General features: G+C 56.9%; 22 protein-coding genes. 11 read left to right on the top strand and 11 right to left on the bottom strand.

Annotated elements, in window-relative coordinates; all coding sequences use genetic code 11:
* From PROAA_RS14745 to PROAA_RS14725, 5 genes are all read left to right on the top strand, one after another.
* Positions 1-2,832, top strand: a 2,832-nt coding sequence (locus tag PROAA_RS14745) for a CheR family methyltransferase (RefSeq protein ID WP_186412065.1), incomplete at its 5' end; no start/stop codon positions are given.
* Positions 2,829-4,430, top strand: a complete 1,602-nt coding sequence (locus tag PROAA_RS14740; protein ID WP_186412064.1) for a putative bifunctional diguanylate cyclase/phosphodiesterase — start codon at positions 2,829-2,831, stop codon at positions 4,428-4,430. The genes PROAA_RS14745 and PROAA_RS14740, both read left to right, overlap by 4 nt.
* Entirely contained in the window at positions 4,431-5,075 is a 645-nt protein-coding gene (locus PROAA_RS14735) for a putative bifunctional diguanylate cyclase/phosphodiesterase (RefSeq protein ID WP_186412063.1), read from the top strand.
* A 172-nt stretch (positions 5,076-5,247) separates the two neighbouring features.
* Positions 5,248-6,141, top strand: coding sequence for a DMT family transporter (locus PROAA_RS14730; protein ID WP_186412062.1), 894 nt, complete (start codon positions 5,248-5,250; stop codon positions 6,139-6,141).
* Positions 6,142-6,241: 100 nt separating this feature from the next.
* Entirely contained in the window at positions 6,242-8,158 is a 1,917-nt protein-coding gene (locus PROAA_RS14725) for a sensor domain-containing diguanylate cyclase (protein WP_186412061.1), read from the top strand.
* Between the two features lie 54 nt (positions 8,159-8,212).
* On the opposite strand, the gene PROAA_RS14720 is transcribed toward PROAA_RS14725, so the two are convergent.
* The gene (locus PROAA_RS14720; RefSeq protein ID WP_186412060.1) at positions 8,213-8,602 is read right to left on the bottom strand and encodes a hypothetical protein; all 390 of its coding nucleotides are present in this window, start codon (positions 8,600-8,602) and stop codon (positions 8,213-8,215) included.
* A complete protein-coding gene (locus PROAA_RS14715) occupies positions 8,586-9,533 on the bottom strand; it encodes a CysB family HTH-type transcriptional regulator (RefSeq protein ID WP_186412059.1) in 948 nt (315 codons plus the stop codon). Before PROAA_RS14715 ends, PROAA_RS14720 begins: the two co-directional genes overlap by 17 nt.
* Positions 9,534-9,637: 104 nt before the next feature.
* On the opposite strand from PROAA_RS14715, the gene PROAA_RS14710 reads away from it, so the two are divergent.
* From PROAA_RS14710 to PROAA_RS14685, 6 genes are all read left to right on the top strand, one after another.
* Positions 9,638-10,414 (top strand): sulfite exporter TauE/SafE family protein, encoded by a 777-nt coding sequence (locus tag PROAA_RS14710; RefSeq protein WP_186412058.1) that lies wholly within the window; start codon positions 9,638-9,640, stop codon positions 10,412-10,414.
* A gap of 29 nt (positions 10,415-10,443) precedes the next feature.
* The gene (locus tag PROAA_RS14705; RefSeq protein WP_186412057.1) at positions 10,444-12,183 is read left to right on the top strand and encodes a nitrite/sulfite reductase; all 1,740 of its coding nucleotides are present in this window, start codon (positions 10,444-10,446) and stop codon (positions 12,181-12,183) included.
* Positions 12,176-12,685, top strand: coding sequence for a DUF934 domain-containing protein (locus PROAA_RS14700; protein WP_186412056.1), 510 nt, complete (start codon positions 12,176-12,178; stop codon positions 12,683-12,685). Before PROAA_RS14705 ends, PROAA_RS14700 begins: the two co-directional genes overlap by 8 nt.
* Before the next feature lie 9 nt (positions 12,686-12,694).
* Positions 12,695-13,417 (top strand): phosphoadenylyl-sulfate reductase, encoded by a 723-nt coding sequence (locus tag PROAA_RS14695; protein ID WP_186412055.1) that lies wholly within the window; start codon positions 12,695-12,697, stop codon positions 13,415-13,417.
* A 114-nt stretch (positions 13,418-13,531) separates the two neighbouring features.
* A complete protein-coding gene (cysD, locus tag PROAA_RS14690; RefSeq protein WP_186412054.1) occupies positions 13,532-14,446 on the top strand; it encodes a sulfate adenylyltransferase subunit CysD in 915 nt (304 codons plus the stop codon).
* Positions 14,446-15,735, top strand: coding sequence for a sulfate adenylyltransferase subunit 1 (locus PROAA_RS14685; RefSeq protein ID WP_186412053.1), 1,290 nt, complete (start codon positions 14,446-14,448; stop codon positions 15,733-15,735). The genes cysD and PROAA_RS14685 overlap by 1 nt, the downstream gene beginning before the upstream one ends.
* A gap of 22 nt (positions 15,736-15,757) precedes the next feature.
* Here the strand turns inward: PROAA_RS14685 and PROAA_RS14680 are convergent, their stop codons facing one another.
* The 9 genes from PROAA_RS14680 to PROAA_RS14640 all read right to left on the bottom strand — a co-directional run.
* A complete protein-coding gene (locus PROAA_RS14680; protein ID WP_186412052.1) occupies positions 15,758-16,522 on the bottom strand; it encodes a hypothetical protein in 765 nt (254 codons plus the stop codon).
* Positions 16,523-16,642: 120 nt separating this feature from the next.
* Positions 16,643-19,153, bottom strand: coding sequence for a sodium-translocating pyrophosphatase (locus tag PROAA_RS14675; RefSeq protein WP_245664297.1), 2,511 nt, complete (start codon positions 19,151-19,153; stop codon positions 16,643-16,645).
* A 505-nt stretch (positions 19,154-19,658) separates the two neighbouring features.
* Positions 19,659-20,684, bottom strand: coding sequence for a hypothetical protein (locus tag PROAA_RS14670; protein WP_186412051.1), 1,026 nt, complete (start codon positions 20,682-20,684; stop codon positions 19,659-19,661).
* Between the two features lie 165 nt (positions 20,685-20,849).
* Positions 20,850-22,157 carry an adenylosuccinate synthase gene (locus PROAA_RS14665; RefSeq protein ID WP_186412050.1) on the bottom strand — a complete coding sequence of 436 codons (1,308 nt, stop codon included), beginning with the start codon at positions 22,155-22,157 and terminating at the stop codon, positions 20,850-20,852.
* An 8-nt stretch (positions 22,158-22,165) separates the two neighbouring features.
* Positions 22,166-23,320 (bottom strand): ATP phosphoribosyltransferase regulatory subunit, encoded by a 1,155-nt coding sequence (locus PROAA_RS14660; protein WP_186412049.1) that lies wholly within the window; start codon positions 23,318-23,320, stop codon positions 22,166-22,168.
* Complete coding sequence (locus tag PROAA_RS14655) at positions 23,317-23,502, bottom strand: DUF2065 domain-containing protein (protein ID WP_186412048.1); 186 nt, start codon at positions 23,500-23,502, stop codon at positions 23,317-23,319. The genes PROAA_RS14660 and PROAA_RS14655 overlap by 4 nt, the downstream gene beginning before the upstream one ends.
* Positions 23,499-24,389, bottom strand: a complete 891-nt coding sequence (gene hflC / locus PROAA_RS14650) for a protease modulator HflC (RefSeq protein WP_186412047.1) — start codon at positions 24,387-24,389, stop codon at positions 23,499-23,501. The genes PROAA_RS14655 and hflC overlap by 4 nt, the downstream gene beginning before the upstream one ends.
* Complete coding sequence (hflK, locus tag PROAA_RS14645) at positions 24,389-25,651, bottom strand: FtsH protease activity modulator HflK (protein WP_186412046.1); 1,263 nt, start codon at positions 25,649-25,651, stop codon at positions 24,389-24,391. Before hflK ends, hflC begins: the two co-directional genes overlap by 1 nt.
* A 20-nt stretch (positions 25,652-25,671) precedes the next feature.
* A partial coding sequence (locus PROAA_RS14640) for a GTPase (protein WP_186412045.1) occupies positions 25,672-26,164 on the bottom strand: 493 nt, incomplete at its 5' end.

Below are 26,164 nucleotides of genomic sequence, written 5' to 3'. Positions count from 1 at the left end.
GCTTCTGCCGGCGGTCTGGAAGCGTTCGAGCAATTTTTCCGTCATGTTGCTCCCGATAGCGGCATGGCCTACGTGCTGGTGCCGCATCTTGATCCCGACCACGCCAGCCTGCTCACTGAAATCCTGCAACGCGTCACGACGATGCCGGTGATCGAGGCGCAGGATCAGCTCGTCGTCGAACCCGACCGTGTGTATGTCATCGCGCCCAACCGCGACATGGCCATCTTTCATGGCAGCTTGCAACTGAGTGTACCCAACGAGCCGCGCGGCCAGCGCATGCCAATTGACGCCTTTTTGCGCTCCTTGGCGGAAGACCGGCAGGAAAGCGCCGTTGGCGTCATTCTTTCCGGCACCGGCACCGACGGCACGCTGGGCTTGCGCGCCATCCTCGGCGCCGGTGGGCTTACCCTGGTACAGGATCCGGCCAGCGCCAGATATGACGGCATGCCATCCAGTGCCGTACGGGCCGGATACGCCACCCACGTCACAGCCGCCGACAAGATGCCCGAGACCCTGCTGACGGGTGCCCGAGTTCTGGCCTCTCCGGCCGTAATTCCGGCCGAACCCAAGGCAGAAAGCGGAATGAGACGCATCCTGATGCAGTTGCGCAGCGCCACCGGCAACGATTTCTCGCTCTACAAGAAAAGCACGATCGGCCGACGCATTCAGCGCCGCATGTCGCAGCACTGTATCGACGACACCGAAGTCTACGCCCGCTACCTCAGGGAGAATCCGGACGAAGTGCACGCCTTGTTCAGGGAACTGCTGATCAATGTCACCAGCTTCTTCCGCGATACGGAGGCGTTTTCGGTACTGAAATCGGAGATCCTGCCGCAACTGTGCCAGGACAAGCCGGACGACTACGTATTCCGCGTCTGGGTCGCCGGCTGCGCCACGGGAGAGGAATCGTACTCGATTGCCATCCTGCTGCGCGAACTGATGGATGCGTCGCACCAGAACTTCAAGGTGCAGATCTACAGCACCGATCTGGACGAAGACGCGATAGCCATTGCCCGTGCCGGATTCTATCCGCCCAATATCACCCAGGACGTCACCGAGGAAAGACTGCGCCGCTTCTTCACCAAGGAAGATTCCGGCTACCGGATCAGGAAAGAAATCCGGGAGATGGTGGTGTTCGCCATCCAGAATGTGATCAAGGATCCGCCCTTCACCAAGCTCGATCTGCTCTGTTGCCGCAACCTGATGATCTACCTGGAACCGGAACTGCAGAATCGTCTGATTCCGGTTTTCAACTTTGCGCTTAGGCCCGGCGGCGTGCTGTTCCTGTCGCCATCGGAAAGCATCGGCAATCATACCGAGCTGTTCTCATCGCTTAACCGCAAGTGCAAATTCTATCGCGCGCGACACGACACGAGCACGGCCGGGGGAATCGTATCCACCCCGCCGGTGATCTGGTCGGCGGCGAGCGGTGGCAAGGCGCCCGAAGATGTCACCAGGAGATCGACGGCAACCAACCTGGCCGATATGACCCAGCGCGTGCTGCTGCAATTCTTTGCACCCGCCGCAGTGGTCACCGATCTCAAGGGCAATACGCTCTTCGTGCATGGAGAAACCGGAAAATATCTGCGCCCGGCACCGGGGCAGGCCAGCCTGAATGTCATCGAGATGGCCCGCGAGGGCCTCGAACTTGAACTGCGCGCGGCCATACACGCCGCCGCCAGCGAAGGTGTGCTGACGCTGAACCGGCAAATTCAGGTCAAGACCAACGGCGGCTTCTCAACCGTCGGCCTCAGCGTCCGGCCACTGCCCGGTCCGGATCGCGACAAGCTGTTACTGGTAAGTTTTCAGGACATCGCCGGCCCGGCAGCCAAGCCAAAGCGTAGCCGGGCTGCCAAGCCGGCAGAGCTGGGACGCATCCAGGAGCTGGAGCATGATCTGGCGTACCTGAAAGAAAGCCATCAGGCCGCAATCGAGGAGCAGCAGGCGACCAACGAGGAAATCAAGTCGACCAACGAAGAACTGCAATCGACCAATGAGGAATTGCAATCGACGAACGAGGAGCTGGAAACCTCGAAGGAAGAACTCCAATCGGTCAACGAAGAACTGATCACGGTCAACTCGGAACTGCAGCGCAAGATAGAGCAACTCGCCAGCATGCAGAACGACATGAAGAATCTGCTGGACAACATCAACATCGGAATCGTCTTTCTCGATCAGCACCTGAGCATCCGCAGCTTCACGCGCGAAGCCGTGCGTATCTATCGCCTGGCCGATTCGGACGTCGGCCGTCCCCTGGCCGACATCCGGCCCGTGGTCGCGGGGGAAGACCTCCTTGTCGCCGCCCAGAGTGTACTGGATTCGCTGATTCCCTATGAATGCGCGATGCGAATCGATGGTGGCACCTGGATGTTGGCGCGCATCCAGCCCTATCGCACTCTGGAGAATCTGATCGATGGCGTGGTACTGACCTTTACCGACATCACCGAACGCATCAAGGCGGTGGCGAACCGGGATGCGCTGATGCTGGCAGAAGGCATCGTCGCCACGCTGCGCGAACCGCTCGTCGTACTCGATGGTGCATTGCAGGTGATCACGGTCAGCGCCGCATTCTATCGGGAGTTTCAAGTCACGCCGGAAGAGACACTGGGGCACAAGATATATGAACTTGGCAATCACCAGTGGGATATTCCCGCCTTGCGCTCGCTACTTGAAAACATCCTGGCGGAAGCCAAGTCATTCGATGCTTATGTCGTGGAACACGATTTTCCGGATATTGGTCACCGCCGGATTCTGCTGAACGCCAGGCGAATCGTTGGCAGAATCGGCGAACCACAGATGATACTGTTATCGATGGAGATCAATCCGTCATGAGCGACGAGAAGCTTCCTCAAGACCGAACGTACGACCCGAAGAAGATCCGCCGCGCCGCTGAGGAACGCTACGCCAGAACCTCCGCAGCATCGGCAATTCGCCCTGCTTCCGAGGAGCTTGTGTACGAACTCCGGGTGCAGCAGATCGAACTGGAGATGCAGCATGAGCAACTGCGGCAGGCGCAGGAGGCTCTGGAGATATCGCGTGACCGTTTTGTCGATTTGTACGAGTTTGCCCCGAATGCTTATTTCACCCTCACTCGCGACGGTCTGATCGCGGAAAGCAATCTGAAAGCGTCGACCATGCTCGGCGTCGAGCGCAAGAATCTCAGGCAACGGCGCTTTGCACGCTTTGTCGCCGATCAGGACCAAGACCGCTGGTATCGACTTTTCCAGACCATGAGGGAAAACCCCGGCGAGCAGACGCATGAAACCGATATGGTCTTGGTCAGGAACGACGGATCGACATTTGGTGCTCACCTCGACTGCCTGTGCAAAACTGCTGCGGACGAGTCGTGGACGCTGCGTATCGCGCTGGTCGATATCAGTCGACTCAAACAAGCCGAGGACGAATTGCGCATTGCGGCCATCGCCTTTGAATCCCGGGAAGGCATGATGATCACGGATGCTCAGGGGGTGATACTGAAGGTGAATCAGGCCTTCTCCAATATCACGGGATTCAGCGCCGAAGAAGCCATTGGCCGGAATTTTTGTATGCTTCAATCCGAGTGTAAGCAACCAGAAACCTGTACGGCAATGTGGAAAAACGTCAATGCGACGGGCTTCTGGTCTGGCGAAATCTGGACCACGCGCAAGAATGGCGAGGATTTTGCGGAGCAACTCACGCTCAGCGCGGTGAAAAACGATGAGGGCGTCGTCACCAATTTTGTTGCCGCAATCAATGACAATACCTTGAAGCGGGCGGCGGCGGAAGAAATCAAGCGTCTGGCGTTCTATGACTACCTTACTCATCTGCCCAATCGCAGGTTGTTGCTGGATCGGATCAACCAGGCATTTGCAGTGACTGCCCGTAAGCATCAGAGAGGCGCTCTTCTTTTCGTCGACCTGGACAATTTCAAGGATCTGAACGACAACTTCGGCCATGATATCGGCGACCTGCTGCTGCTTCAGGTCGCGCAACGCCTCGTGTCGTGCGTGCGCGAGGAAGACACGGTTGCCCGTATTGGCGGGGATGAGTTCGTGATAATGCTCGAGGACCTGAGCCCGGACATCCTGGTTTGCGCGACGCAGGTCGAGGTGATTGGCGAAAAGATTCTGGCCGCGCTCAACCAGCCCTACCAGCTTGGCACACACGAATACCACAATTCCCCCAGCATCGGCGCCACCCTGTTCAGCAATCACACAGAAAGCAGAGAGGATCTGCTGAAACAGGCCGACATCGCCATGTATCAGGCCAAGAAGACCGGGCGCAATACACTGCGCTTTTTTGACCCGCAGATGCAGGCCATCATCACGGAACGCATGGCCATGGAAACGGACTTGCGCCAGGCGCTGACAAGAAACCAGTTCGTGCTCCACTACCAATTGCAGGCCACGCACGACGGCCGGATCGTCGGTGCCGAAGCGCTCATCCGCTGATTGCGCCCAGGGAGCACGCTGGTTCCTCCAAACGCTTTTATCCCGCTGGCCGAGGAGACCGGCCTGATTCTGCCGATCGGCCAATGGGTGCTGGAGATGGCTTGCGCCCAGATCAAGAAATGGGAAGACAGTGAGGCAACCCGGCATTTGCAACTGGCAATCAACGTCAGTGCGCGGCGGTTTCACCAGCCTGATTTTGTTGAGCAGGTACTTGCTGCGGTAAGGAATGCAGCCATCGATCCGAACAAGCTCAAGCTTGAACTCACCGAGAGCGTGGTGCTCAAGGACGCCGACGACACGATCCGCATCATGAACGAACTCGACGCATTTGGCATACACTTTTCGATGGACGACTTTGGCACCGGTTATTCGTCATTGGCTTACCTCACGCAATTGCCATTCAAGCAGCTCAAGATCGCCCAGTCATTCGTGCGCAACCTCGGCGTCAGACCGGCGGATGCCGTCATCGTGCAAACGATCATCGCCATGGCCAATACGCTTGAGATGGCGGTCATCGCCGAAGGTGTTGAAACTGAGGAGCAGCGTGCATTCCTTGAACAGCACGGCTGCCCGTTGTGCCAGGGATATCTGTTCGGCAAGCCGGTGCCCGTGGAGGAATTCGAAGCCTTGCTGAAGCAAGACTGATCGACAGCCAGACTTGGCCGGACCGCGGTCAGAATCGGAATCGGAATCGGAATCGGAATCGGAATCGGCAACAATACATCAGCCACGACAAGTGGATGACGATTTCACCCACCCTGCAGTTGTCGCGCGCATAATGCCCGCTGATCCCGACAGTCCCCCTTGGTTTGCCTGCATGTTCTCCAGATTTCACCACCCCTATTTCCTGCTCGTACTGACCTCGCTGTTCTGGTCGATCAACATGGTGCTCGGCCGCGCGATCCGTGGCGACGTGCCGCCACTCTCGCTGGCCTTCTGGCGCTGGGCCATTGCCCTGGCGCTCACCCTGCCGCTGGCGCTGCCTCACCTGCGCACGCAATGGCCGCTGCTCAAGCGCGGCTGGCCCGCCATCGTCATTCTCGGGCTGCTCGGCGTGGGCGGCTACAACACGCTGGCCTACGTCGCGCTGCAGTACACGGCCGCCACGAATGCCGTACTGCTCAACTCGTTCATCCCGATTGCCACCATCACGCTCTCCTGGGCTTTCCTGAAGAAACACCTGCGCGGTATCGAGTGGCTCGGGGTAATGATGTCGCTGGTTGGCGTGATCACCATCGTCGCGCGCGGCAAACTCTCCACTCTCGCCGGGCTGGCACCCAACATCGGCGACCTGTGGATGCTCGGCGCGGTATTCGTCTGGGCCTTTTACACCATCGGCCTGCAATGGCGCCCGGCCGGCGTTGACCCGATGCTCCTGCTTGCCGCTCTGATCAGCGTCGGCCTGCTCGCGCTGACTCCCGCCTACGCCTGGGAAATCGCCCAGGGACGTCTGATTCACGTCACGCCTGCATCGCTCGCTGTCATCGCCTACACTGGCATCTTTCCCGGCTTTCTCGGCTACATCTTCTACAATCGTGCCGTCGGCGAAGTCGGCGCCAGCAAGGCCAGTCTGTTCATTCATCTGATGCCGGTGTTCGGCACCCTGCTTTCGGCGGTCTTCCTCGCCGAAGTGCCGCACGGCTACCACTTTGTCGGCATCGCCCTGATCTTTGTCGGTATCTATCTGACCACCGCGATCAAATTCCGCTGAAGCGTGGCATGACCTGTGCGGTGTATTTTTCGCGACAGGCGGGATCACCGGCGATGCGATCTTGGGTTTATGATGGGCCACTGACCGGAGATTGTCCCCCATGCGTTTTGTCGATCCTGATCGTTACGCGGCGCTGAAGGCGACGGGCAAACTGCCCTCGCCCAAGGGCGTTGCGCTGTCGATCATCCGACTGCTGCAGCGCGACGATTTCCGGATTCCCGAACTGGTGCAACTGGTCCAGTCCGACCCGGCGATCGCCGGACGCATCCTGTATTTCGCCAATGCCGCCGCCTTTGGCCGCTCGCGCCCGATCGTTTCGCTGCAGCGCGCAATCGTAGCGCTGGGATCGTTTCGCGTACGCGATCTCGTTATCGGCCTCTCCGTCATGCACAGTCACAAGAGCGGACTGTGCACGGCCTTCGATTACGAAGTCTTCTGGGGACACTCGCTGGCCACCGGCATCGCATGTCAGGAACTCGCCCATTTCACCCAGATTGCCAGCGAAGAAATATTCACCATCGGTCTGCTGGCCAGAGTCGGTGAACTGGCTTTGGCTTCGCTGTTCCCCGACGAGTACTCCGATGTCCTGCTGGCCGCCCGCGAGCAACGTCTGGCAATGGCGCCGCTGGAGCAGGAACGCTTTGGCATGGATCACCACGAACTCGCCGCTACTCTGCTCGGCGAGTGGGGACTGCCCGAGGTTCTTATCACGGCAGCCTTCCACCACGAAAACCCCGATGCGGCCGGCTTTGCCGACGGTTCCAGGGTACAGACGCTGACGCATTCGCTGAGTTTTGCCAGCGCGTTGGCGCATCTGTGCATGGTCGATGAGGAATCGCGCTGGAGCCTGCTACCGTCACTTCTGGCGCGCGCGGCGCGTCTTGGCATTGGCGGCGATGCACTGAACGACCTGGTCGACCGCATGGTCGAGCGCTGGCGCGAATGGGGTGCCAAACTGAACGTACGCACGCAGGACATCCCTCCCTTCTCGGAAATACTCGCCGCCACTCCGCCGATGCGTCGGATGGGTACGGTTCCCGACAGCGAAAACAGGCGCGCGCTCACGCCATGCCTGCACGTTCAATTGATCGGTATCCCGCTGGAAGACCTCAAGCCGCTGATGCAGCAGATCGAGGATCTCGGACACCAACCCGTACTCGTTGATGATCTGGCTGAGGGACTGGCGCAGGTCTTGCGCCGTCCGGCGCAGATCATCATCGCCGATATGTCCATGCCCGGCTTGAAGGCGACTGACTTCTGCCGCAACCTCCGCCAGACGCCAACAGGCAAGGAATGCTATGCCCTGCTTCTGGCGCCGCCGGAAAACGAGGGCCGCATCCTTGAATTCATTGATGCCGGCGCCGACGATGTGCTGGTCAAGCCGCTGAACATGCAGACCCTTCGCGTTCACATCAACACGGCGGCCCGAATGCTGATCCTGAAAGCTGAAATCCAGCGCGAACGCCTCGGTATCATGCGTTCGACCGACGAGTTTGCAGTGGCTCAGAAGAGACTCCTGGAGGATGCGCTGACCGACACGCTGACGCAGCTTCCCAACCGTCGAAAAGGTCTCGACTTTCTCGCATCGGAGTGGGTTTTTGCCCAGTCAAGCAGTGCGCCGCTGGCCTGCCTGATGCTTGACATTGACCACTTCAAAAAGATCAACGACAACTACGGTCATGCGGCCGGCGATGCTGTCTTGCGGCAACTGGCCGAGATCCTGAGAAACACTTCGCGCGCCGAAGACATGATCTTCCGCTATGGCGGCGAGGAATTTGCCGCCGTACTGACCAATGCCAATCTGCGTATCGCACTGCAAATCGGCGAGCGCATCCGCGCACTGATCGAAAAGACCCGCTTCCTTTGGGAGGGGCAGCGCATTTCGGTCACCTTGAGCATCGGCGTCGCGATTACCACGGGCACCGAAGCTGAAAGCAGCGCGCTGATCGAGGCGGCGGACTCGGCGCTGTATCAGGCCAAGGAAAGCGGTCGCAACCGGGTCGTGGCAGCGTCCTGAGAACGCCCGGAGAACCCCTGTTTCGTTCGCCGAAGTAAACGCTGATTTACTTCCCTATTCGGCAGGGCGATCCCGCCCCTCGACGACACGCACGGCCTCGCCCTCGATGACTTCGCCATCGGCACTCGTCCTGGTCACTGGCGGTTCATTGGGCGGCTCGTTGAATCGACCGCCGAATTGAGTCCCCGCTTGACCACCCGTCCGACCACCCATTTCCTGACTACGCATCTGCTCGGCAATCTGTTCGCGCATTTGCTGACGCAATTCCCGCGTCTTCCACCAGAAATACAACCAGAGTATCAGCCCGACGACAGCCACCACGGAAAAAATGACGAGTGAAAACATGAAAGCCGTAGTCAGAACCACCACCGCGACGATCACGCTCAGGACACGGGTGAGAACACCATTGGCTTGCTGGTTTGCGGGATCAAAGTTGGTATTCATTGTCTGCTCCTGTACCGGCCATTGCCATGTCGACAGCCCGCTTCGACAACTGCGATGCAAACAGCTCAATGAAATCGTATTCGTATTGGCGAATGTAATTTCCTCTCCGCAGGCCGATGCGCGTGGTGTTTGAGCCGAAAAGGTGACCGACGTCGACCGCCTGCAGGCCTAGGTCGCGCACCGGATCGTAGGCCATGCTGGCGATTATGCCAAGACCAAGCCCGAGGCTCACATAGGTCTTGATCACGTCTGCATCGATGGCCGCCAACACGACATTGGGCGTCAATTGCGCACGCTCGAAAGCCTTGTTGATGAGAGAACGGCCAGTAAACGCCGGATCATAAGTGATCAGTGGCCAGTTAGCCAGTTCAGTCAGAGTCAAGGCCTTTTCGGCAAGGATCGGGTGACCATCCGGCGCAATTACACAGTGCCCCCATTGGTAACAGGGCAACATGACCAGTTGCGGGTACTGGTCGAGTGCTTCGGTGGCAATGGCGATGTCCGCCTCGCCTTTGATCGTCCATTCGGCAATCTGCGTCGGGCTGCCCTGGTGCATCGACAAGCGGACCTTCGGATGCTGCTCCACGAAGCTGACGACCACGGATGGCAGGGCGTAGCGTGCCTGGGTGTGCGTCGTGGCAATTACCAGACTGCCGGAATCGCCGCCAGCGTACTCCTCCCCTACGCGCTTGATATTGTCGACTTCGTCAAGGATGCGATTGGCAATTTCAAGCACGCGCTTACCCGGCTCGGTGACCGACGTCAGACGCTTGCCGCTGCGCTCGAAGACAGTCACCTCAAGCTCGTCCTCAAGCAGCTTGATCTGCTTCGAAACACCCGGCTGCGAGGTACACAGCACCTCGGCAGCGTCCGAGACATTGAGGCCACAGCGGCCGACTTCAACAAGATAACGGAGTTGTTGCAGCTTCATCGGAATCCATAATAACCAAAAGTTCTAACAATCTAACTGAATATTCTTTTTCAAGCAAACCGGCGACTGATAACATGCGCGGACTTTGTTCAGTCGAGTGCATCATGGATTGGCTCTATACCCTCTCAGGCTTCGTTGTTGGCGCCATCGTCGGACTCACCGGCGTCGGTGGCGGCTCGCTGATGACTCCTCTGCTGGTGCTGCTCTTTGGCATCCACCCGGCAACGGCCGTTGGCACCGACCTGCTTTATGCCGCCATCACCAAGGCAGGCGGCACCGCTGTCCACGCCAAGAAGGGGCACATCAATTGGCGCATTACCGGGCTGCTGGCCAGCGGCAGCATCCCAGCCTCTTTGCTGACGGTCTGGGCACTGTCGCACCTGCCAAAGCAAAGTGCTGCGGTGAGCCACATCATTTCGGTATCACTCGGCGTCGCCTTGCTTCTTACCGCCTGCGCGATCATTTTCCGCCAGCAACTGCAACGGTATGCGCTGAAACATGCCGACGACGGGGCACATACGCGCTATCAGGCAGAGATTACCGTCGCAATCGGTGTTTTGCTCGGTATACTTGTCACGATTTCTTCGGTTGGCGCGGGTGCCCTGGGGGTTGCCGCACTGTTCTTCCTCTACCCGAAGCTGCCAACCATCCGCATCGTCGGTAGTGACATCGCCCATGCCGTGCCGCTAACACTTATCGCCGGACTGGGACACTGGGCCATTGGCGGTGTCGATTGGTCGCTGCTCGGCAGTCTCCTGATCGGCTCGCTACCCGGAATCTGGATCGGCAGCCATGCCTCGGCCAAAGTACCGGATCGATTCTTGCGACGTATCCTCGCCAGCATGCTGGTGTTGATTGGCGGAAAACTGATTACCTTGTAAAAACGGTTTGATTTAGGAAGGAGCGACGCATGTATCGCTACGACAGCATTGACCAACAGATCATCAACGAACGCGTTGCGCAGTATCGCGACCAGATGGACCGCCACCAGGCCGGTGTACTCTCCGAGGATGAACTGCGGCCATTGCGCCTGCAAAATGGCCTTTACATCCAGCGCCACGGCCCGATGCTGCGAATCGCCATTCCCTACGGCATGCTTTCTGCCGCTCAATTGCGCAAACTGGCCGAAATCTCGCGCCGTTATGACCGCAGCGTCGGGCACTTCACCACGCGCCAGAACATGCAGCTCAACTGGCCGAAGTTTGAAGAGACGCCCGAGATACTTGGCGAACTGGCGAGCGTCGAGATGCATGCCGTACAGACTTCCGGCAACTGCATCCGCAACATCACGACCGATCAATTTGCCGGAATTGCACCGGACGAACTGACCGACCCGCGCCCGTATTGCGAAGTTCTCCGTCAGTGGTCGACATTCCACCCGGAGTTTGCTTTTCTGCCACGCAAGTTCAAGATCGCCGTCAATGCCGCCCGAGAAGATCGCGCCGTGATTCGCGCCCACGATGTGGGGCTGGAAATCGTCAACAACGACGCCGGTGAGATCGGTGTCCGGGTGTTTGTCGGCGGCGGGCTCGGGCGGACTCCGGTAATAGGCAAAGTCATTCGCGACTTTCTTCCAAGGAAGCATCTGCTCTCGTATCTTGATGCCGTGCTGCGCGTTTATAACCGATATGGTCGGCGCGACAACATGTACAAGGCGCGCATCAAGATACTCGTCAATGCGCTTGGAGTTGAAGAATTCGCACGCCAGGTGGAAGCCGATTGGTCGCGCATGAAAGACGGGGAAACGACGCTGACCGACGCCGAGTTCGATCGAATCGCGCAACATTTCTCTCCCCCTTCCTACGAAAACCTGCCGGCGGACGACTTCGCCCATGCGACACGCCTCAAAGAGGACAAGGCCTTCGCCAGTTGGGCCAAGCGCTGCGTGCATGCGCACAAGGTGCCGGGTTATGCCGCGGTCACGCTTTCGCTCAAGGCACCGGGGGCTGCCCCCGGCGACATCACCGATTTACAGATGGAAGCGGTTGCCGATTTGGCTGACCGTTTCAGCTTTGGCGAACTGCGTGTCACTCACGAGCAAAACGTGGTGCTTGCCGATGTCAGGAAGTGCGATCTTTACGAGGTTTGGAAAATCGCTCGCGCCAATGCACTGGCCACGCCCAACATCGGACTGCTTACCGACATGATCTGCTGCCCCGGCGGTGATCTTTGCGCACTGGCCAACGCCCGCTCGGTGCCGATTGCCGAGGCGGTACAAAGCAAGTTTGATGATCTCGACTATCTCTACGACATCGGCGACATCTCGCTCAACATTTCGGGTTGCATGAATTCCTGCGGTCATCATCATGTGGCCCACATCGGCATCCTCGGCGTCGATAAGAATGGCGAGGAGTGGTATCAAGTCACCATCGGCGGCCAGCAAGGCAATGAGACCACAATCGGCAAGGTGATCGGCCCGTCCTTTTATGCCGATGAAGTGCCGCTGGTCATCGAAGCGCTGATCAACGTCTATACCGAACAGCGCACGCCAAACGAACGCTTTATCGACACGCTGCAGCGGATCGGCATCGAACCATTCAAGCTGCGCGCCTATGCCGGACGCGACAAGCGGAAACCGGCAAATGCTGCTGCCGCCCATATCAAGGCCGACTCGGCCAACGAGACGCTCACGAAAGTCGCCAATGCCTAAGATCATCAAGAATGGCCAGGTCGTCGCCGACCACCGGCAGCTACTCAAACTTGACGGTGATCAGACACCGGCATCCCTGACCCTGCCTGACGGAGACATCATGGTACCCTTGGCGGTGTGGCTGGCGCGCCAGGAGGAAATCCTCTCCCGAGACAATTCGCCGGGGGTCTGGCTTGACAGCCACGAGGACGTTGAAGCCATTGCCGGCGACCTTGAACACTTTGCCGTCATTGGCGTCAATTTTCCGAAGTTTACCGACGGCCGTGGCTACTCGACCGCCCGCCTGCTACGCGATCGCTATGCCTACCGTGGCGAAATCCGCGCCATCGGCGATGTACTGCAGGATCAACTGTTCTACATGAAACGTTGCGGCTTTGACGCCTTCGCCTTGCGCGAGGACAAGGACATTGAAGCGGCGCTGTCCGGTCTCAACGTTTTCAGCGAAACCTACCAGGCCGCTGTCGACCAGCCACAACCTCTGTTCCGCCGCCGTGCGGCCTAAGGGATAGCCATGGCCATCAACATCAACCTGAACGACCAGGCATTGATCGACTCTGTAACCGCCAAGACAACGGCAGCCCGCAACCTGCTCCGCCAGATCGCGACAAGCTATTCGCCTGCGGTTTTTGCCAACAGTCTCGGCGCTGAAGACATGGTGCTGACCGACCTGATCGTCGGCGACACGGCGAAAATTGAAATTTTCTCGCTCGATACTGGCCGTCTGCCATTGGAAACCTATGCGCTGATCGACGAAGTGAAAAAGCATTACGGTCTGAAGCTCAGGCTGTATTATCCGCGCCACGATCTGGTCGAGACCTACACGCGCGAGAACGGCATCAACGCGTTCTACGAATCGGTCGAACTGCGCAAGGCGTGCTGCCACGTGCGCAAGGTCGAACCGCTGCAACGGGCGCTGGCCGGCAGGAAGGCCTGGATAACCGGTATGCGGGCACAACAGTCGGCAACGCGTGAAGGCTTGCCAATACAGGCGTTTGATGAAGGAAATGGCCTGGAGAAGTTCAATCCCTTGTCCGACTGGTCGGAAAAGGAAGTATGGGCCTATATCAAACTCAACAAGGTTCCGTACAATGCGCTGCACGACAATTTCTACCCAAGCATCGGCTGCGCGCCCTGTACCCGCGCCATCACCCCCGGCGAGGATGTCCGCTCGGGACGCTGGTGGTGGGAATCGCCGGAATCCAAGGAATGCGGTCTGCATGTTAAAAAGGCTTGAACCACCAAGCCACCAAGGACACCAAGTCGCACCAAGAAGAGCATAAGAATTTCTTGGTGAAACTTTGTGCTGTTGGTGTCTTGGTGGTGAGATTTTTAAGTATTTAAGGTTCTTATGACGACTCTCACCAAACAAACCCTCTCTCACCTCGACTGGCTTGAATCCGAAGGCATCCACATCATGCGCGAGGTGGCCGGACAGTGCAGCAATCCTGTGCTTCTCTTTTCCGGCGGCAAGGACTCGGTCTGCATGCTGCGCATTGCCGAAAAAGCTTTCCGCCCGGGCAAGTTTCCTTTCCCGCTGATGCACATCGACACCGGACACAACTACAAGGAAGTCATCGACTTTCGCGACAAACGTGCGGCCGAACTCGGCGAGCGCCTGATCGTTCGTTCGGTTGAAGATTCGATGGCGCGTGGAACGGTTGTTCTGAAATCGGCAGACGAATCGCGCAACAAGCACCAGTCGGTCACACTGCTCGAAGCAATTGAAGAATTCGGTTTCGACGCGTGCATCGGTGGCGCACGCCGCGACGAGGAAAAGGCTCGTGCCAAAGAGCGTATTTTTTCGTTTCGAGACGAGTTCGGCCAGTGGGATCCGAAGAACCAGCGTCCCGAACTGTGGGACCTGTACAACGCGCGCAGCTTCAAGGGTGAAAACATTCGCGTCTTCCCGATCTCGAACTGGACTGAATTTGACGTGTGGCAGTACATCGAGCGCGAGAACCTCGAATTGCCTTCGATATATTTTGCGCATCAGCGACAGATCGTGCGTCGTAACGGCGGCATGCTGCCGGTCACCGACATTACACCGGCCCGGCCCGGCGACACCATAGAAAACGTGCTGGTACGCTTCCGCACCGTGGGCGACATAAGCTGTACGGCGCCGGTCGAATCCGATGCTGACACGGTTGCCAAGATAATCGCCGAAACGGCGACGACAACGATTACCGAGCGCGGCGCAACGAGGCTGGACGACCAGACATCGGATGCGTCCATGGAACAACGTAAAAAAGAGGGTTACTTCTGATGTCCGCCATTGAGAACATCCAGGCCGTCGAAATTAAAGACAACGGCCTCCTGCGCTTCCTGACCTGCGGCAGTGTCGACGACGGCAAGAGCACGCTGATCGGCCGCCTTCTGTTCGACACCAAAACGATTCTGGCCGACACCCTGCACGCCATAGAGCGCACGTCGAAAAAACGAGGCATGGAAGCCATTGACCTCTCGCTGCTGACCGACGGACTTCAGGCCGAGCGCGAACAGGGCATCACCATCGACGTCGCCTATCGTTACTTCACTACCGGCACGCGCAAGTACATCATTGCCGACGCGCCGGGGCACGAACAGTACACCCGCAATATGGTCACCGCCGCCTCGACCGCCGATCTTGCCATCATCCTGATCGACGCGCGCAAAGGCGTGCTGACACAGACACGACGTCACTCCTACCTCACCCATCTGGTCAACATCCCGCATGTTGTCGTGGCCATCAACAAGATGGATCTGGTCGACTATTCGCAGGACGTCTATGACCGGATCAAAGCCGACTACATGGCCTTTGCGGCCGGTTTGGGCATACTGGACGTTCGCTTCATACCGATGTCCGCACTGAATGGCGACATGATCGTTGATCGCGGCGAACGACTGGACTGGTATCAGGGGCCGACACTGATTGACCTGCTGGAAGGAGCAACCACGGCGCACGTGGAGCATGAGGAATGCTTTCGCTTCCCAGTGCAGTTCGTCTGCCGTCCACAGGATTCAGCCAATCCCGAACTGCACGACTACCGTGGATTCATGGGGCGTGTCGAGTCGGGTGTCATTACCGTTGGCGATGCCGTGACCGTCCTCCCCGCCGGACGGGAAACCCGCGTCAAGGACATCCAGGTCATGGGCAATTCCTTGCCTTCGGCCTTTGCCGAGCACTCCGTCACGCTCCTGCTCGATGACGAAATAGACATTTCGCGTGGCGACATGATCGTGAAAACCGGCGAACTGCCAATCGTCGCCAGACAGTTCGACGCGATGCTCTGCTGGCTTTCCGAATCCCCGCTCGACCCGCGCCGCAAGTACCTGATCCGGCACACCACGCGCGACAGCAAGGCCATGCTTGCCGGCATCGAGTTCCGCATGGATATCAACACCATGGCGCATCAGGCGGCAGAGAAGCTGGCCATGAACGATATCGCCAAGGTCAGCTTCAAACTGGCACAACCGATCTTCGCCGATCGCTACGCCGAAAACCGTGGTACCGGTGCCTTCATCGTCATCGACGAATCAAGCAACAATACGGTTGGCGCGGGGATGATTGTCTGAGCTGAAGCGCACGACAATCAGGTCAGAGATTGGCCGAGCGCCACCAGTTGCTGTGATCCTTCCTAAGGACATCTAGTGTCAGCATTGGGTAGAAGACAAGTTCGCCACCGATGCCAAGGTAGAAGCCGTTCTTGACCATGCGAAATGGGAACACCAGCGAATGAACACGGTGTACCAGCTTGTTTTCCTTCGTCTCCGGCCTCAGTTCCATCAGGGCTTCCCGCAGGTGTTGCAGGAATGAGTACGGCAGGTCTCCCTCCTGGCCGTTCTCCGGATCAAGAGCGAGCGGTCCCAGTTCAAGCTCGACAAAACACATACCGGGAAAACTGAAGGAATGCGAGGGTTTGACGGTAACATCGGCGTAGTAGGCTGCCGGATCCAATACACTCACCACCATGCTGTTGATGGGGGTAAGGTCCTGATACATATGCAGTTCCTTTTCAGGCTCCGGTAGCCTGCTGCCGCGGCTCAACTCCAGCGTTGCGCCGTTGGTCGTGGTCAGGTACAACCTGCCGATCGCGGCCAGCGAAAGGTGCTCCATCACACGATACATGGAGACGTAAACCGAGTTCTTGGGTGAACCATCCGGTTTAGCCTTGCAACGGGCCAAGGCCCCTTCGATGTCGAAGTATTCATGACGGAACGACGGATCGATCTCGAAGAATACGGCTTGCCCCTTCGATTTGAACTTGTGCCCCGTCGCGTAGTACTGCCCGAACTGCTCTGGCGGCAGCATGGAGGCGATCAATGCTTCGGGAATCAGCGAGAAGTAAAGATGTACCGACATATTGTATCTCCCTTAAAAGTGTCGACTAGGCTCATCAATTGCCGCCGTTGCCGCGGCCATTTGTATGCGGGAATAGTACGCCATCTCCATTATATCCAGAACTCAGCGCACCAAATACCGCTACAGCGCTTCTTTTTTGGCGATTATTCGCATGCCGTAAAAACTGCGGAATACAAAAAAGAGGTTGATGGCAAGGAACACTGCCGCCAACGCATATACCACCGATTGCTGTCCTTGCGCGAATAGCCCGACTGCCATCTCGACAGCAAGCAAACCGAACAACGTGGTGAACTTGATGATCGGATTCATGGCAACCGAAGCCGTATCTTTGAACGGGTCACCGACCGTATCGCCGACTACCGAGGCATTGTGCAGATCTGTTCCCTTGGCATGCATTTCGGTTTCAACGATCTTCTTGGCATTGTCCCAGGCCCCACCGGCGTTGGCCATGAAGACTGCTTGGTACAAGCCGATGATCGCCAGCGAGATCAGGTAGCCGATGAAGAAGAAGGGTTCGATGAAGGCACAAGCCAGCGTGCCGAAGAACACGGCCATAAAGATATTGAACATGCCCTTTTGGGCGTAGATCGTGCATATCTCGACGACTTTCTTGCTGTCTTTCTGCGAGGCTTGTACGACTTCATCAAGCCTGATGTGCGTGCTGATGAACTCGACTGCCCGGTAAGCGCCGGTCGATACGGCTTGCGTGCTGGCCCCGGAAAACCAGAAGATCGTCGCACCACCGGAGATCAGGCCAAGCAGAAATGGTGGGTGTAGCAACGAAAGCATTTCCAGATTTTCCGTCAGCCCTGAGGTCAGCAACATGACGATCGAGAACACCATCGTCGTCGCGCCCACAACAGCGGTTCCAATCAATACCGGTTTGGCCGTGGCCTTGAAGGTGTTGCCGGCCCCGTCATTCTCCTCGAGCAGGAATTTTGCGGTCTTGAAGTTCAGATCAAAGCCATAGTCACGCTTCACCTCTGCCTCGATGCCGGGTACCTGTTCTATCATCGAAAGTTCATACACCGACTGAGCGTTGTCGGTGACCGGGCCGTAGCTGTCGACGGCAATCGTTACCGGACCCATCCCCAGAAAACCGAAGGCGACCAGCCCGAATGAAAAAACCGCGGACATCATGGCGGCCTTGGCGTAATCCGGATTGATGATCGTCGTCAGCTCGTGTTGCGAAAGGAGATAAGCGCCGGACATCAGGCCGACGATGATTACGCCGATCCAGAATGCGGAAAAATAGCCAGCAACTAAACCGGACAATATGTTGAGGCTGGCACCGCCGGCTTCTGATGCGGTAACTACCTCGCGGACGTGTTTGGAATGAGTCGAGGTGAACACTTTTACAATCTCGGGAATGATCGCACCAGCCAGCGTGCCGAGAGTAATGATCAGCGATAGCTGCCACCAGAGATTCGTATAAGACTGACCGTTGACCGTAAAGTGTCCGATGAGCAGATACGAGACAATAAAGGTGATGATCAGAGAAACGACTGAAGTGATCCATACCAGCGAGGTCAACGGGGATTCGAAATTGAAGCGCGCCTTATCGCCATAGAGACGCTTGGCCATGATCTGATTTCCGAGATAGGAAATCCCCGAAGCCACGACCATCATGATGCGCATCGCAAACAGCCAGACCAGCAATTGAACCTGAACGGCGGGCTCAGGAACGGCGAGCATGATGAAGCTGATCAGCGCCACTCCAGTGACGCCGTACGTCTCAAAACCATCCGCTGTAGGGCCAACCGAGTCACCCGCATTGTCACCCGCGCAGTCTGCAATCACACCGGGATTGCGCGCATCATCTTCCTGGATACCGAATTCGATCTTCATCAAATCCGACCCGATATCGGCAATTTTGGTGAAGATTCCACCCGCAATACGCAATGCGGCAGCGCCGAGAGATTCACCGATGGCAAATCCGATAAAACACTTGCCGGACAACTCCGCCGGCACGAACAGCATGATGCAGAGCATGATCAGCAGTTCGGTCGAGATCAACAACATGCCTATGGAGATTCCCGATTTGATTGGAATGGCGTAAACGGGATAGGGTTTGGCCGCCAGCGAAGCGAATGCCGTACGGCTATTTGCGAGAGTGTTGATGCGTATGCCGAACCAGGCGACCATGAAGGAACCGGCGATCCCGATCAGGGAAAAAATCAGTATCAGGGCCACGGATGAAACGGCAAGATGCTGGACGAAATAGAAATAGCCGATCATGATCACTGCGGTGAATGCTTGCAGGATCAGCAGGAACTTGCCCTGGGTGATCATGTAGGTCTTGCAGGTTTCGTAGATCAGTTCGCTGACCTCGGCCATCGAGCGATGTACCGGAAGACGGTAAATCTGACCGTAAATCACCGCACCGAAGATGAGGCCTCCGATGCAAACCAGAAGTCCGTAGGAAAGCAAAGTCCAGCCTGATGTCCCGCTGAAGAACGTCACCAGCGAAAGATCGCTTAGGTCGGGCAAAACAAGATCGGCTTCGGAAACATGGCCCGTGGTCGCCATAGCCGGGACCGCGGCCATCGCGAATAGAACGAGCACCATCGAAATCAGACGGTGCTTCAGGTTGCCCCATGTCGGTGCATGGGTGGAAATACCGAACTTCATCAAAAACCCCCAATCTACAAGTTGTCACCACCAAGAATTGATCCCGCCCATCGGCCCAAATAATTTGTGCAAGTTTCTATTATTCAGTTCAGCAAAGCTGATTACACAGAGGACAAAGTTACCTTTGGCAATACCTCAATTCGATCAGTCACAAGCGGCCCGGCGCCAGCAGCCCTGATTGCTGCCGCATTTTATCAGTGAACTGTTAGTGGCGCTCGTTTGCAACCGAACCCCCCGTTCCCCATCACTCGGCGAAAACGCGGACCCTGCTCGTGCCGGATAATGTCATCGCTGGTGACGAATAGCCGGGTTGGCCATGGCACTTTCCTCTGTGTTGACTTAGCAAGGAAAGTGCCAATGTGTAGCCTACTGAAATATAACGATATGGATTTCCGCCACTGCCGGAATGATCGTTCGATGTAGCCAATACGACAATCAGCATTGCGGTTGCCTAAAGGGTTGCCGATTCCTGAGAACATTCCCTTGTGCAGGACGTCAACCAACTTCAAAGATAGCGCGCAATGTCATCAAGATTCATCCTGGCCTCTGGCAATCCGGAACGTGCAAAACGGGCCATGACGAACGCTCGCTGAATTTCCCGCACGCCCGTCAATTGGGCCAGCGAAAATACAATTTCGGAAGCGACAGCATTGCTCGCATCATCGACCAGAACGTTCATCGAGTTTAGCCGAAGCTGCTTTTGCTCGATGCGTATGTAGCGCTCTGGATGCCGAAGTACCGCGCCTAGCGATTCCAGTTCGGCATCAAGCACTGACTGCTGACTGCAAATCGCCTCAATCTGGCGCTCGTTTTCCGTAAGCTGTGTTTCCAGCCTGAACTCGTCGTCTGAACTCGCTGCCACCCTGCCGAAAACCGACCCAAGGCCCGGGCCCTGTTGCTGAAGCAAGCGCAGTCTGGCACGGATCAACGCGCGGTTGTCTTCAAGCTCACGGCGCTCGGAGCGCTCATCTCCGATTTCTGACAAGGCCTGTGCCAGCAAATACTCATACGCCTGCACCCCTAGGAGACGCCGAACCTCTGCATCGTCAAGCCCACAAATGCGTGCTTCGTGGTCGGAAAAACCGACGGTGGTTTGGGCAACATCACGCTGTACGACATTTCCTTGCATCGACGTACCGAAGACTTGCTGCTCATTGAACTTCATCACGAGAATGAAACAGGCGTCGTCAATCTCCGGGTACTTGTTGAACAGGGTACGCAAATTTTTTGATCGGCCCATCGTGCAAGGAATATCCTGTGCAGCAACAAAGAAAGCTCTCAACACCGGGTCGGTGGACCAGTTCACGGACGAAACCGATAGGGCCGGCGGAACTGCGCGCACCATCTCGCGCAGATATTGAACACTGATATCCACCGCTGGTGCCAGACGCTCCCGATACGAATGGATGAGTTTCATTCGTGGATTGGTCAGTGTTACGGCCTTCTCGATTGCCCGCGTCGTCGTATCATCGGACAGACGATCGGGCTCAAAAAACGATGGCCGACTCTTGAACCAGTCGAGAATTCCCATGGCCTACTTCTCCTCGCGATGTCTGCACATCAGACTCGAGCGCAATGACTTGACTACGAGCTGTTCGTCAATGGATAGGTTCAGGGGAAATCTTGCGTGTTAACTAAAAAGCCAGCTCCAGACCGGCTTTACCGACCGTCGATGAGATTGATGGCGTCTGTCAGATCACGCGAAAGGATGTCGGCGCAGAATCGTTTCATTGCGCTCGGGTCCGGTCGATATGATATCGACGCGCGTTTCACACAATGCTTCAATACGGGCGATATAAGCGCGCGCCGCCGCTGGTAACTCATCCAGCGAGGTTGCTCCGGCAGTGGACTCGACCCACCCCGACATGCTTTCGAGCACGGGCTGGCAACCAGCCACTTCGTCAGACCCCATTGGCAGCAGGTCGACGAGTTTTCCGTTGAGCGTGTATCCGGTGCAGATTTTCAGCTCCGGCAAACCATCCAGCACATCAAGTTTGGTAATGCACAAACCGCTCACGCCATTGATCTGGCTGGAACGTTTAAGCGCGGGAACATCGAACCATCCGCAACGACGCTTGCGCCCGGTAACGGTGCCAAACTCACACCCTTTATGCGACATCTGATATCCGGGAGTATCCGCCGTCTCGATATCAAGCTCGCTCGGGAAGGGCCCTCCTCCGACCCGCGTACAGTAGGCCTTGGTGATACCCAAAACGTAGTGGAGCATGCCCGGCCCAACGCCCGCCCCGGCCGATGCCTGTCCGGCAACGCAGTTCGACGACGTAACAAAGGGATAAGTCCCATGGTCGATGTCAAGCAAGGCGCCTTGTGCGCCTTCAAACAGAAGATTCTGGCCGGCCTTGTTTGCCGCGTTCAATTCGGCTGAAACGTCAACAACCATCGGTTTGATCTGTTCGGCATTGGCCATCGCCAGATCCAGGACAGTGTTGAAATCGACCGCTTCGGCTCCAAGATAGCGAGTCAGCACGAAATTGTGATAGTCGAGGTTCTCCTTGAGTTTCTCTGCAAAACGTTCAGGAAAGGACAAATCGTAAACACGCAAGGCCCGGCGCGCCACTTTGTCCTCGTAGGTCGGACCAATGCCTTTGCCCGTGGTGCCGATCCTGGAGTCCAGACTCTTGGCCGCCTCGCGCGCACGATCAAGCGCCGAGTGATATCCGAGAATAAGCGGGCAACCCGGGCTAATTCTGAGGCGCGAGCGGACTTCAATCCCTCCCGCCTCCAGTTCGTTGATCTCGGATACGAGGTGATGGATATCCAGAACCACACCGTTACCGATATAGCATTTGATTCCCGGATGAACAATGCCAGAGGGAACCAGATTGAGCTTATAAACATTGTTTCCTACAACCAGCGTATGGCCGGCATTGTGACCGCCCTGAAAACGCACTACCCCCTGCGCATGGTCGGTCAACCAGTCGACGATCTTGCCCTTGCCCTCATCACCCCACTGTGTGCCCACTACTACAACGTTCTTAGCCATTTTCCCAGTCAATCCCCGATAGTTTCCCGAACCGTCCATTGTCCGTCGTTTTCGACCAATTGCCGATCGCACAGAGGCCCCTCGCAACACGACTCACCCGGCAACAGTTCTACGACGACTTCACCCTGTTCGCGCAACGCCTCGATCTGAGACGCCAAAGCGGAATCAGTCGCGGAATGAGGCGCCATGATGGCCCCTCCCGCCTTGCCACTCACAGCCAGCCGGGCAACTTCGCGTAGATCCATTGAGAACCCGGTTGCCGGCCGGGTACGACCAAAGTCTTTACCTACGCCATCGTAACGCCCACCCAAGGCAATAGCGCTGGGGAAACCGGGGTAATAGGCGGCAAACACAACCCCGTTGTGATAGTGATAGCCACGCAAGTCAGCAAGATCAAAGGACAGCGGCAACTCCGGCAACGAGGTCTGCAAATGTCGCATCGCTTCCAGCGCCGAAGCAATTTCGGGTAGCGCCGGCAATTCACGGGAGGCGGTCTCCAGAATATTGCCGTCGCCATACAGTTCAGGTAGGCGCAGGAAGGCGGAGCGATAGGGCTCGGCCACTTTCTCGCAAGCATCGTGCAGGCTTGGAATGTCCTTGACCTGCAGAAGTTGCAGAATCTTCGCCTCGACATCGTCGGCGAGGCCCGCAGCGCCGGCAAGTGCTCGAAATACCCCGACATGCCCGATATCAATGCGCGAGGCAGGTATGCCCGCCGTTCCGAGAACCACAGCCATAAGACGTATCGCTTCGAGATCGGCCTCAATACCGGCATAGCCGAATAGTTCCGCCCCAAGCTGGATCGGCTCCCGGCTTGATGCTTGCAAAGCTGGCAGCGTATGTAACACGCTACCGCAATAGCAGAGGCGAGTGACACCCTGGCGATTGAGCAAGTGCGCGTCGATCCGAGCAACCTGGGGCGTCATGTCGGCGCGCAGGCCGAGCGTCCGACCTGACAACTGGTCGACCAATTTGAAGGTGCGCAGCCTGAGGTCGGACCCCGATCCGGTCAACAGGGAATCCAGGTGCTCGAGCAGCGGAGGCATGACAAGTTCGTAGCCGCGCACCCGGAAGAGGTCGAGCACGGCCCGACGGAGCAGTTCTATGTGGGCCGCTTCATGTGGAAGCACATCGGCAATGTACTCGGGTAGCAGCCAATTCATCTGAAAACCATCAACAACATTATTCCAATCAGCATCGAAGTCAGGCCAACGAAACGAATCTGCCCGTCTGAGAGCTGGATCAGACGGCGAAACGTCTCGCGCCAGATCCCGGGGGCGAGAAACGGCACCAAACCCTCAAGCACCAGCATCAGCGCGAAGGCGACCAGCAAACTGGGGGTCATTTACCTGTCTTTTCGCCGCCTCGCCCGATACTCTTCATGTACTTGAAGAAATCAGAATTCGGCTCCACGACAATGACATCATTTTTCCCATTGAAACTGTTGCGATAGGCTTCAAGGCTGCGATAGAAAGCATAGAACTCCGGATTCTGTCCGAAGGCCTGCGCATACGTGGCCGTGGCCTTGGCATCGCCCTCACCTTTCATTTTCTGCGCATCGCGATAGGCTTCGGCGACGATGACTTCACGTTGCCGGTCCGCGTCAGCGCGGAGTTTCTCGGCTTCGGCAAAACCCTCGGAGCGGAGCGCGTTAGCCACGCGCTTGCGTTCCGCTTCCATACGGCGGTAGACCGATTCACTAACTTCCGGGGGAAAATCAACTCGCTTCACGCGAACATCGATAATCTGAACACCAATCTTGCGCGCATCCTGATCCGCCTTGTCGCGCATCTGCTCCATGATCAAATCGCGTTCGCCTGAAACCACATCATGAACAGTACGCTTGCCGAATTCCTCCCGCAAACCGGCGTTTACAGTTTGCGACAAACGTGTCTTGGCTCGAATCTCATCACCAGCGACCGACACATAGTAAAGTTGGGGATCGATTATCTTCCATTTGACAAAGGAATCGACCAGCACGTTCTTCTTTTCGGAGGTAATGAAACGTTCCGGTTCTGTGTTATCAAGCGTAAGAATCCGTTTATCGAAGTAACGCACGTTCTGGATCATCGGCCACTTGAAGTACAGGCCGGGCTCGGATATGACTTCGCGGACCTCGCCAAACTGGAAAACAATGGCGAACTTCCGCTGATCGACTGTAAAGATCGTCGCACCCAGAACAACCAATATCGCCGCGACGATGGCAGCAATGAAATTTAGACCGGATTTCATTATCGTGCCTCCCGATCCCTTGAGCGCAGGGCATCGCGTGAGCGGACATCAACCCTGTCCCCCATCTGTGACGGTGAAAAGTTTGAAGCTCCGGGCCCGGAGCGCACCTGCGCCGGCATCTCCGAACTGCTGCCGACACTCTCTGGAGACGCTACAAGCGCTCCAGACGCTTGCATCAGCTTGTCGAGTGGCAAGTAGAGCAGATTGCCCTGGCCCTTGGCATCGACCAGCAGTTTGCTGGTGTTGGCGTAAATCTGCTGCATGGTTTCAATATACATTCGACTGCGCGTCACTTCAGGCGCTTTGGCATACTCGGTATTGATCTGCTTGAAACGGCTGGCATCGCCCTCGGCCGTAGCGATTAGGCGCTGCTTGTAACCGTCTGCTTCCTGCAACAGGCGAGCCGCCGTGCCTCTGGATTTCGGAATGACGTCATTGGCATACGCTTGGCCTTCATTCCTCTGCCGCTCAAGATCCTGACCGGCCTTCACAGCATCATCAAACGCTGCCTGAACCTGTTCGGGCGGTTGAGCATTCTGCATTGTCACTTTCGAAATCAGGATTCCGGTCTTGTAGCGATCGAGAATCTCCTGCATGAGGGTGGAAGCTTTTACCGCGATCTGCTCGCGCCCCTCGTAAAGCACGAAATCCATCCTGCTCTTGCCGACGATTTCGCGAATCGCCGATTCGGCCACCTGCATTACAGCATCGTCGGGAGAACGGTTGTTGAAGATGTATTCAACAGGATCCTTGAGAATATACTGAACGGCAAACTGGATGTTGATGATGTTCTCGTCATCCGTCAGCATCAGGGCTTCCCTGAGAACCTTGTTCTTCTGGTCGTTGCGATAGCCCACTTCAAGCGTACGCACACCGGATATATTGACCAGTTCATGCGATTGGATCGGGTAAGGAAAACGCCAGTTCAAACCGGACTCCGTACTTTGCTTGTACTTGCCGAACTGCAGGACGATACCGCGCTGCGAAGCGTCCACGATATAAAACCCACTGGCCATCCAGACCACAAGTACAAGAACAACGAGCAGACCGAGGCCACCACCGAGAAACTTGGGATTGAACTCGACTGGCGGTCGATTGCCATCGCCACCATTGCCGCCGCCGCGCTTCTTGTTGAACACGCCGGACAGGCGGCGATTGAAATCACGCCACAATTCTTCGAGGTCCGGTGGCCCCTGATTCGGTCGTTTGCCGCCGCCGTTATCGTTACCGCGATTGCCCCACTGCGGATCATTAAGCGACATGAGTGTTCCAATGCATGAAATCATAGGGAGAAACCTGAGTCCAACGTAATATTTGGGTTGAACGAAGTATCACTGTCCGTCGGCGGAGCGCGAGGATTGCGAAGCTTCTCAAGTGCAATCTCGGTCAGCGCTTCGCGTAACAGGGGCAGACCACTGCCACACTTCGCACTGAGCCGAACGCGCGTAATTCTACCATACTCGTCCCGTTCGACGGCTGGAGACAGCCCCGTGAGATCCTGCTTGTTAAGGACGACCAGTTGCCGAACCTCATTTGCGCCGATTTCAGTCAGGACCTTGTCGACTTCGGCAACCTGATCGTCTCTAGCAGGACTTGCCGAATCGACAACATGCAACAGGAGATCGGCTTGGGATGTCGCCTCCAGCGTCGCATGAAAAGCCGCCACCAACTCGTGCGGCAAATTGCGGATAAAACCGACCGTATCGGAAATAACAATATTCCCGGCTTCGCCAAGCCAGAGTTTACGGGATGTCGTATCAAGTGTGGCAAACAGC

This window comes from Candidatus Propionivibrio aalborgensis (assembly GCF_900089945.1).
In the GTDB taxonomy this organism is placed as follows: Bacteria; Pseudomonadota; Gammaproteobacteria; order Burkholderiales; family Rhodocyclaceae; genus Propionivibrio; species Propionivibrio aalborgensis.
The sequence above is the reverse complement of the archived record's forward strand: the minus strand, read 5'-3'. Positions and strand labels throughout refer to the sequence as shown.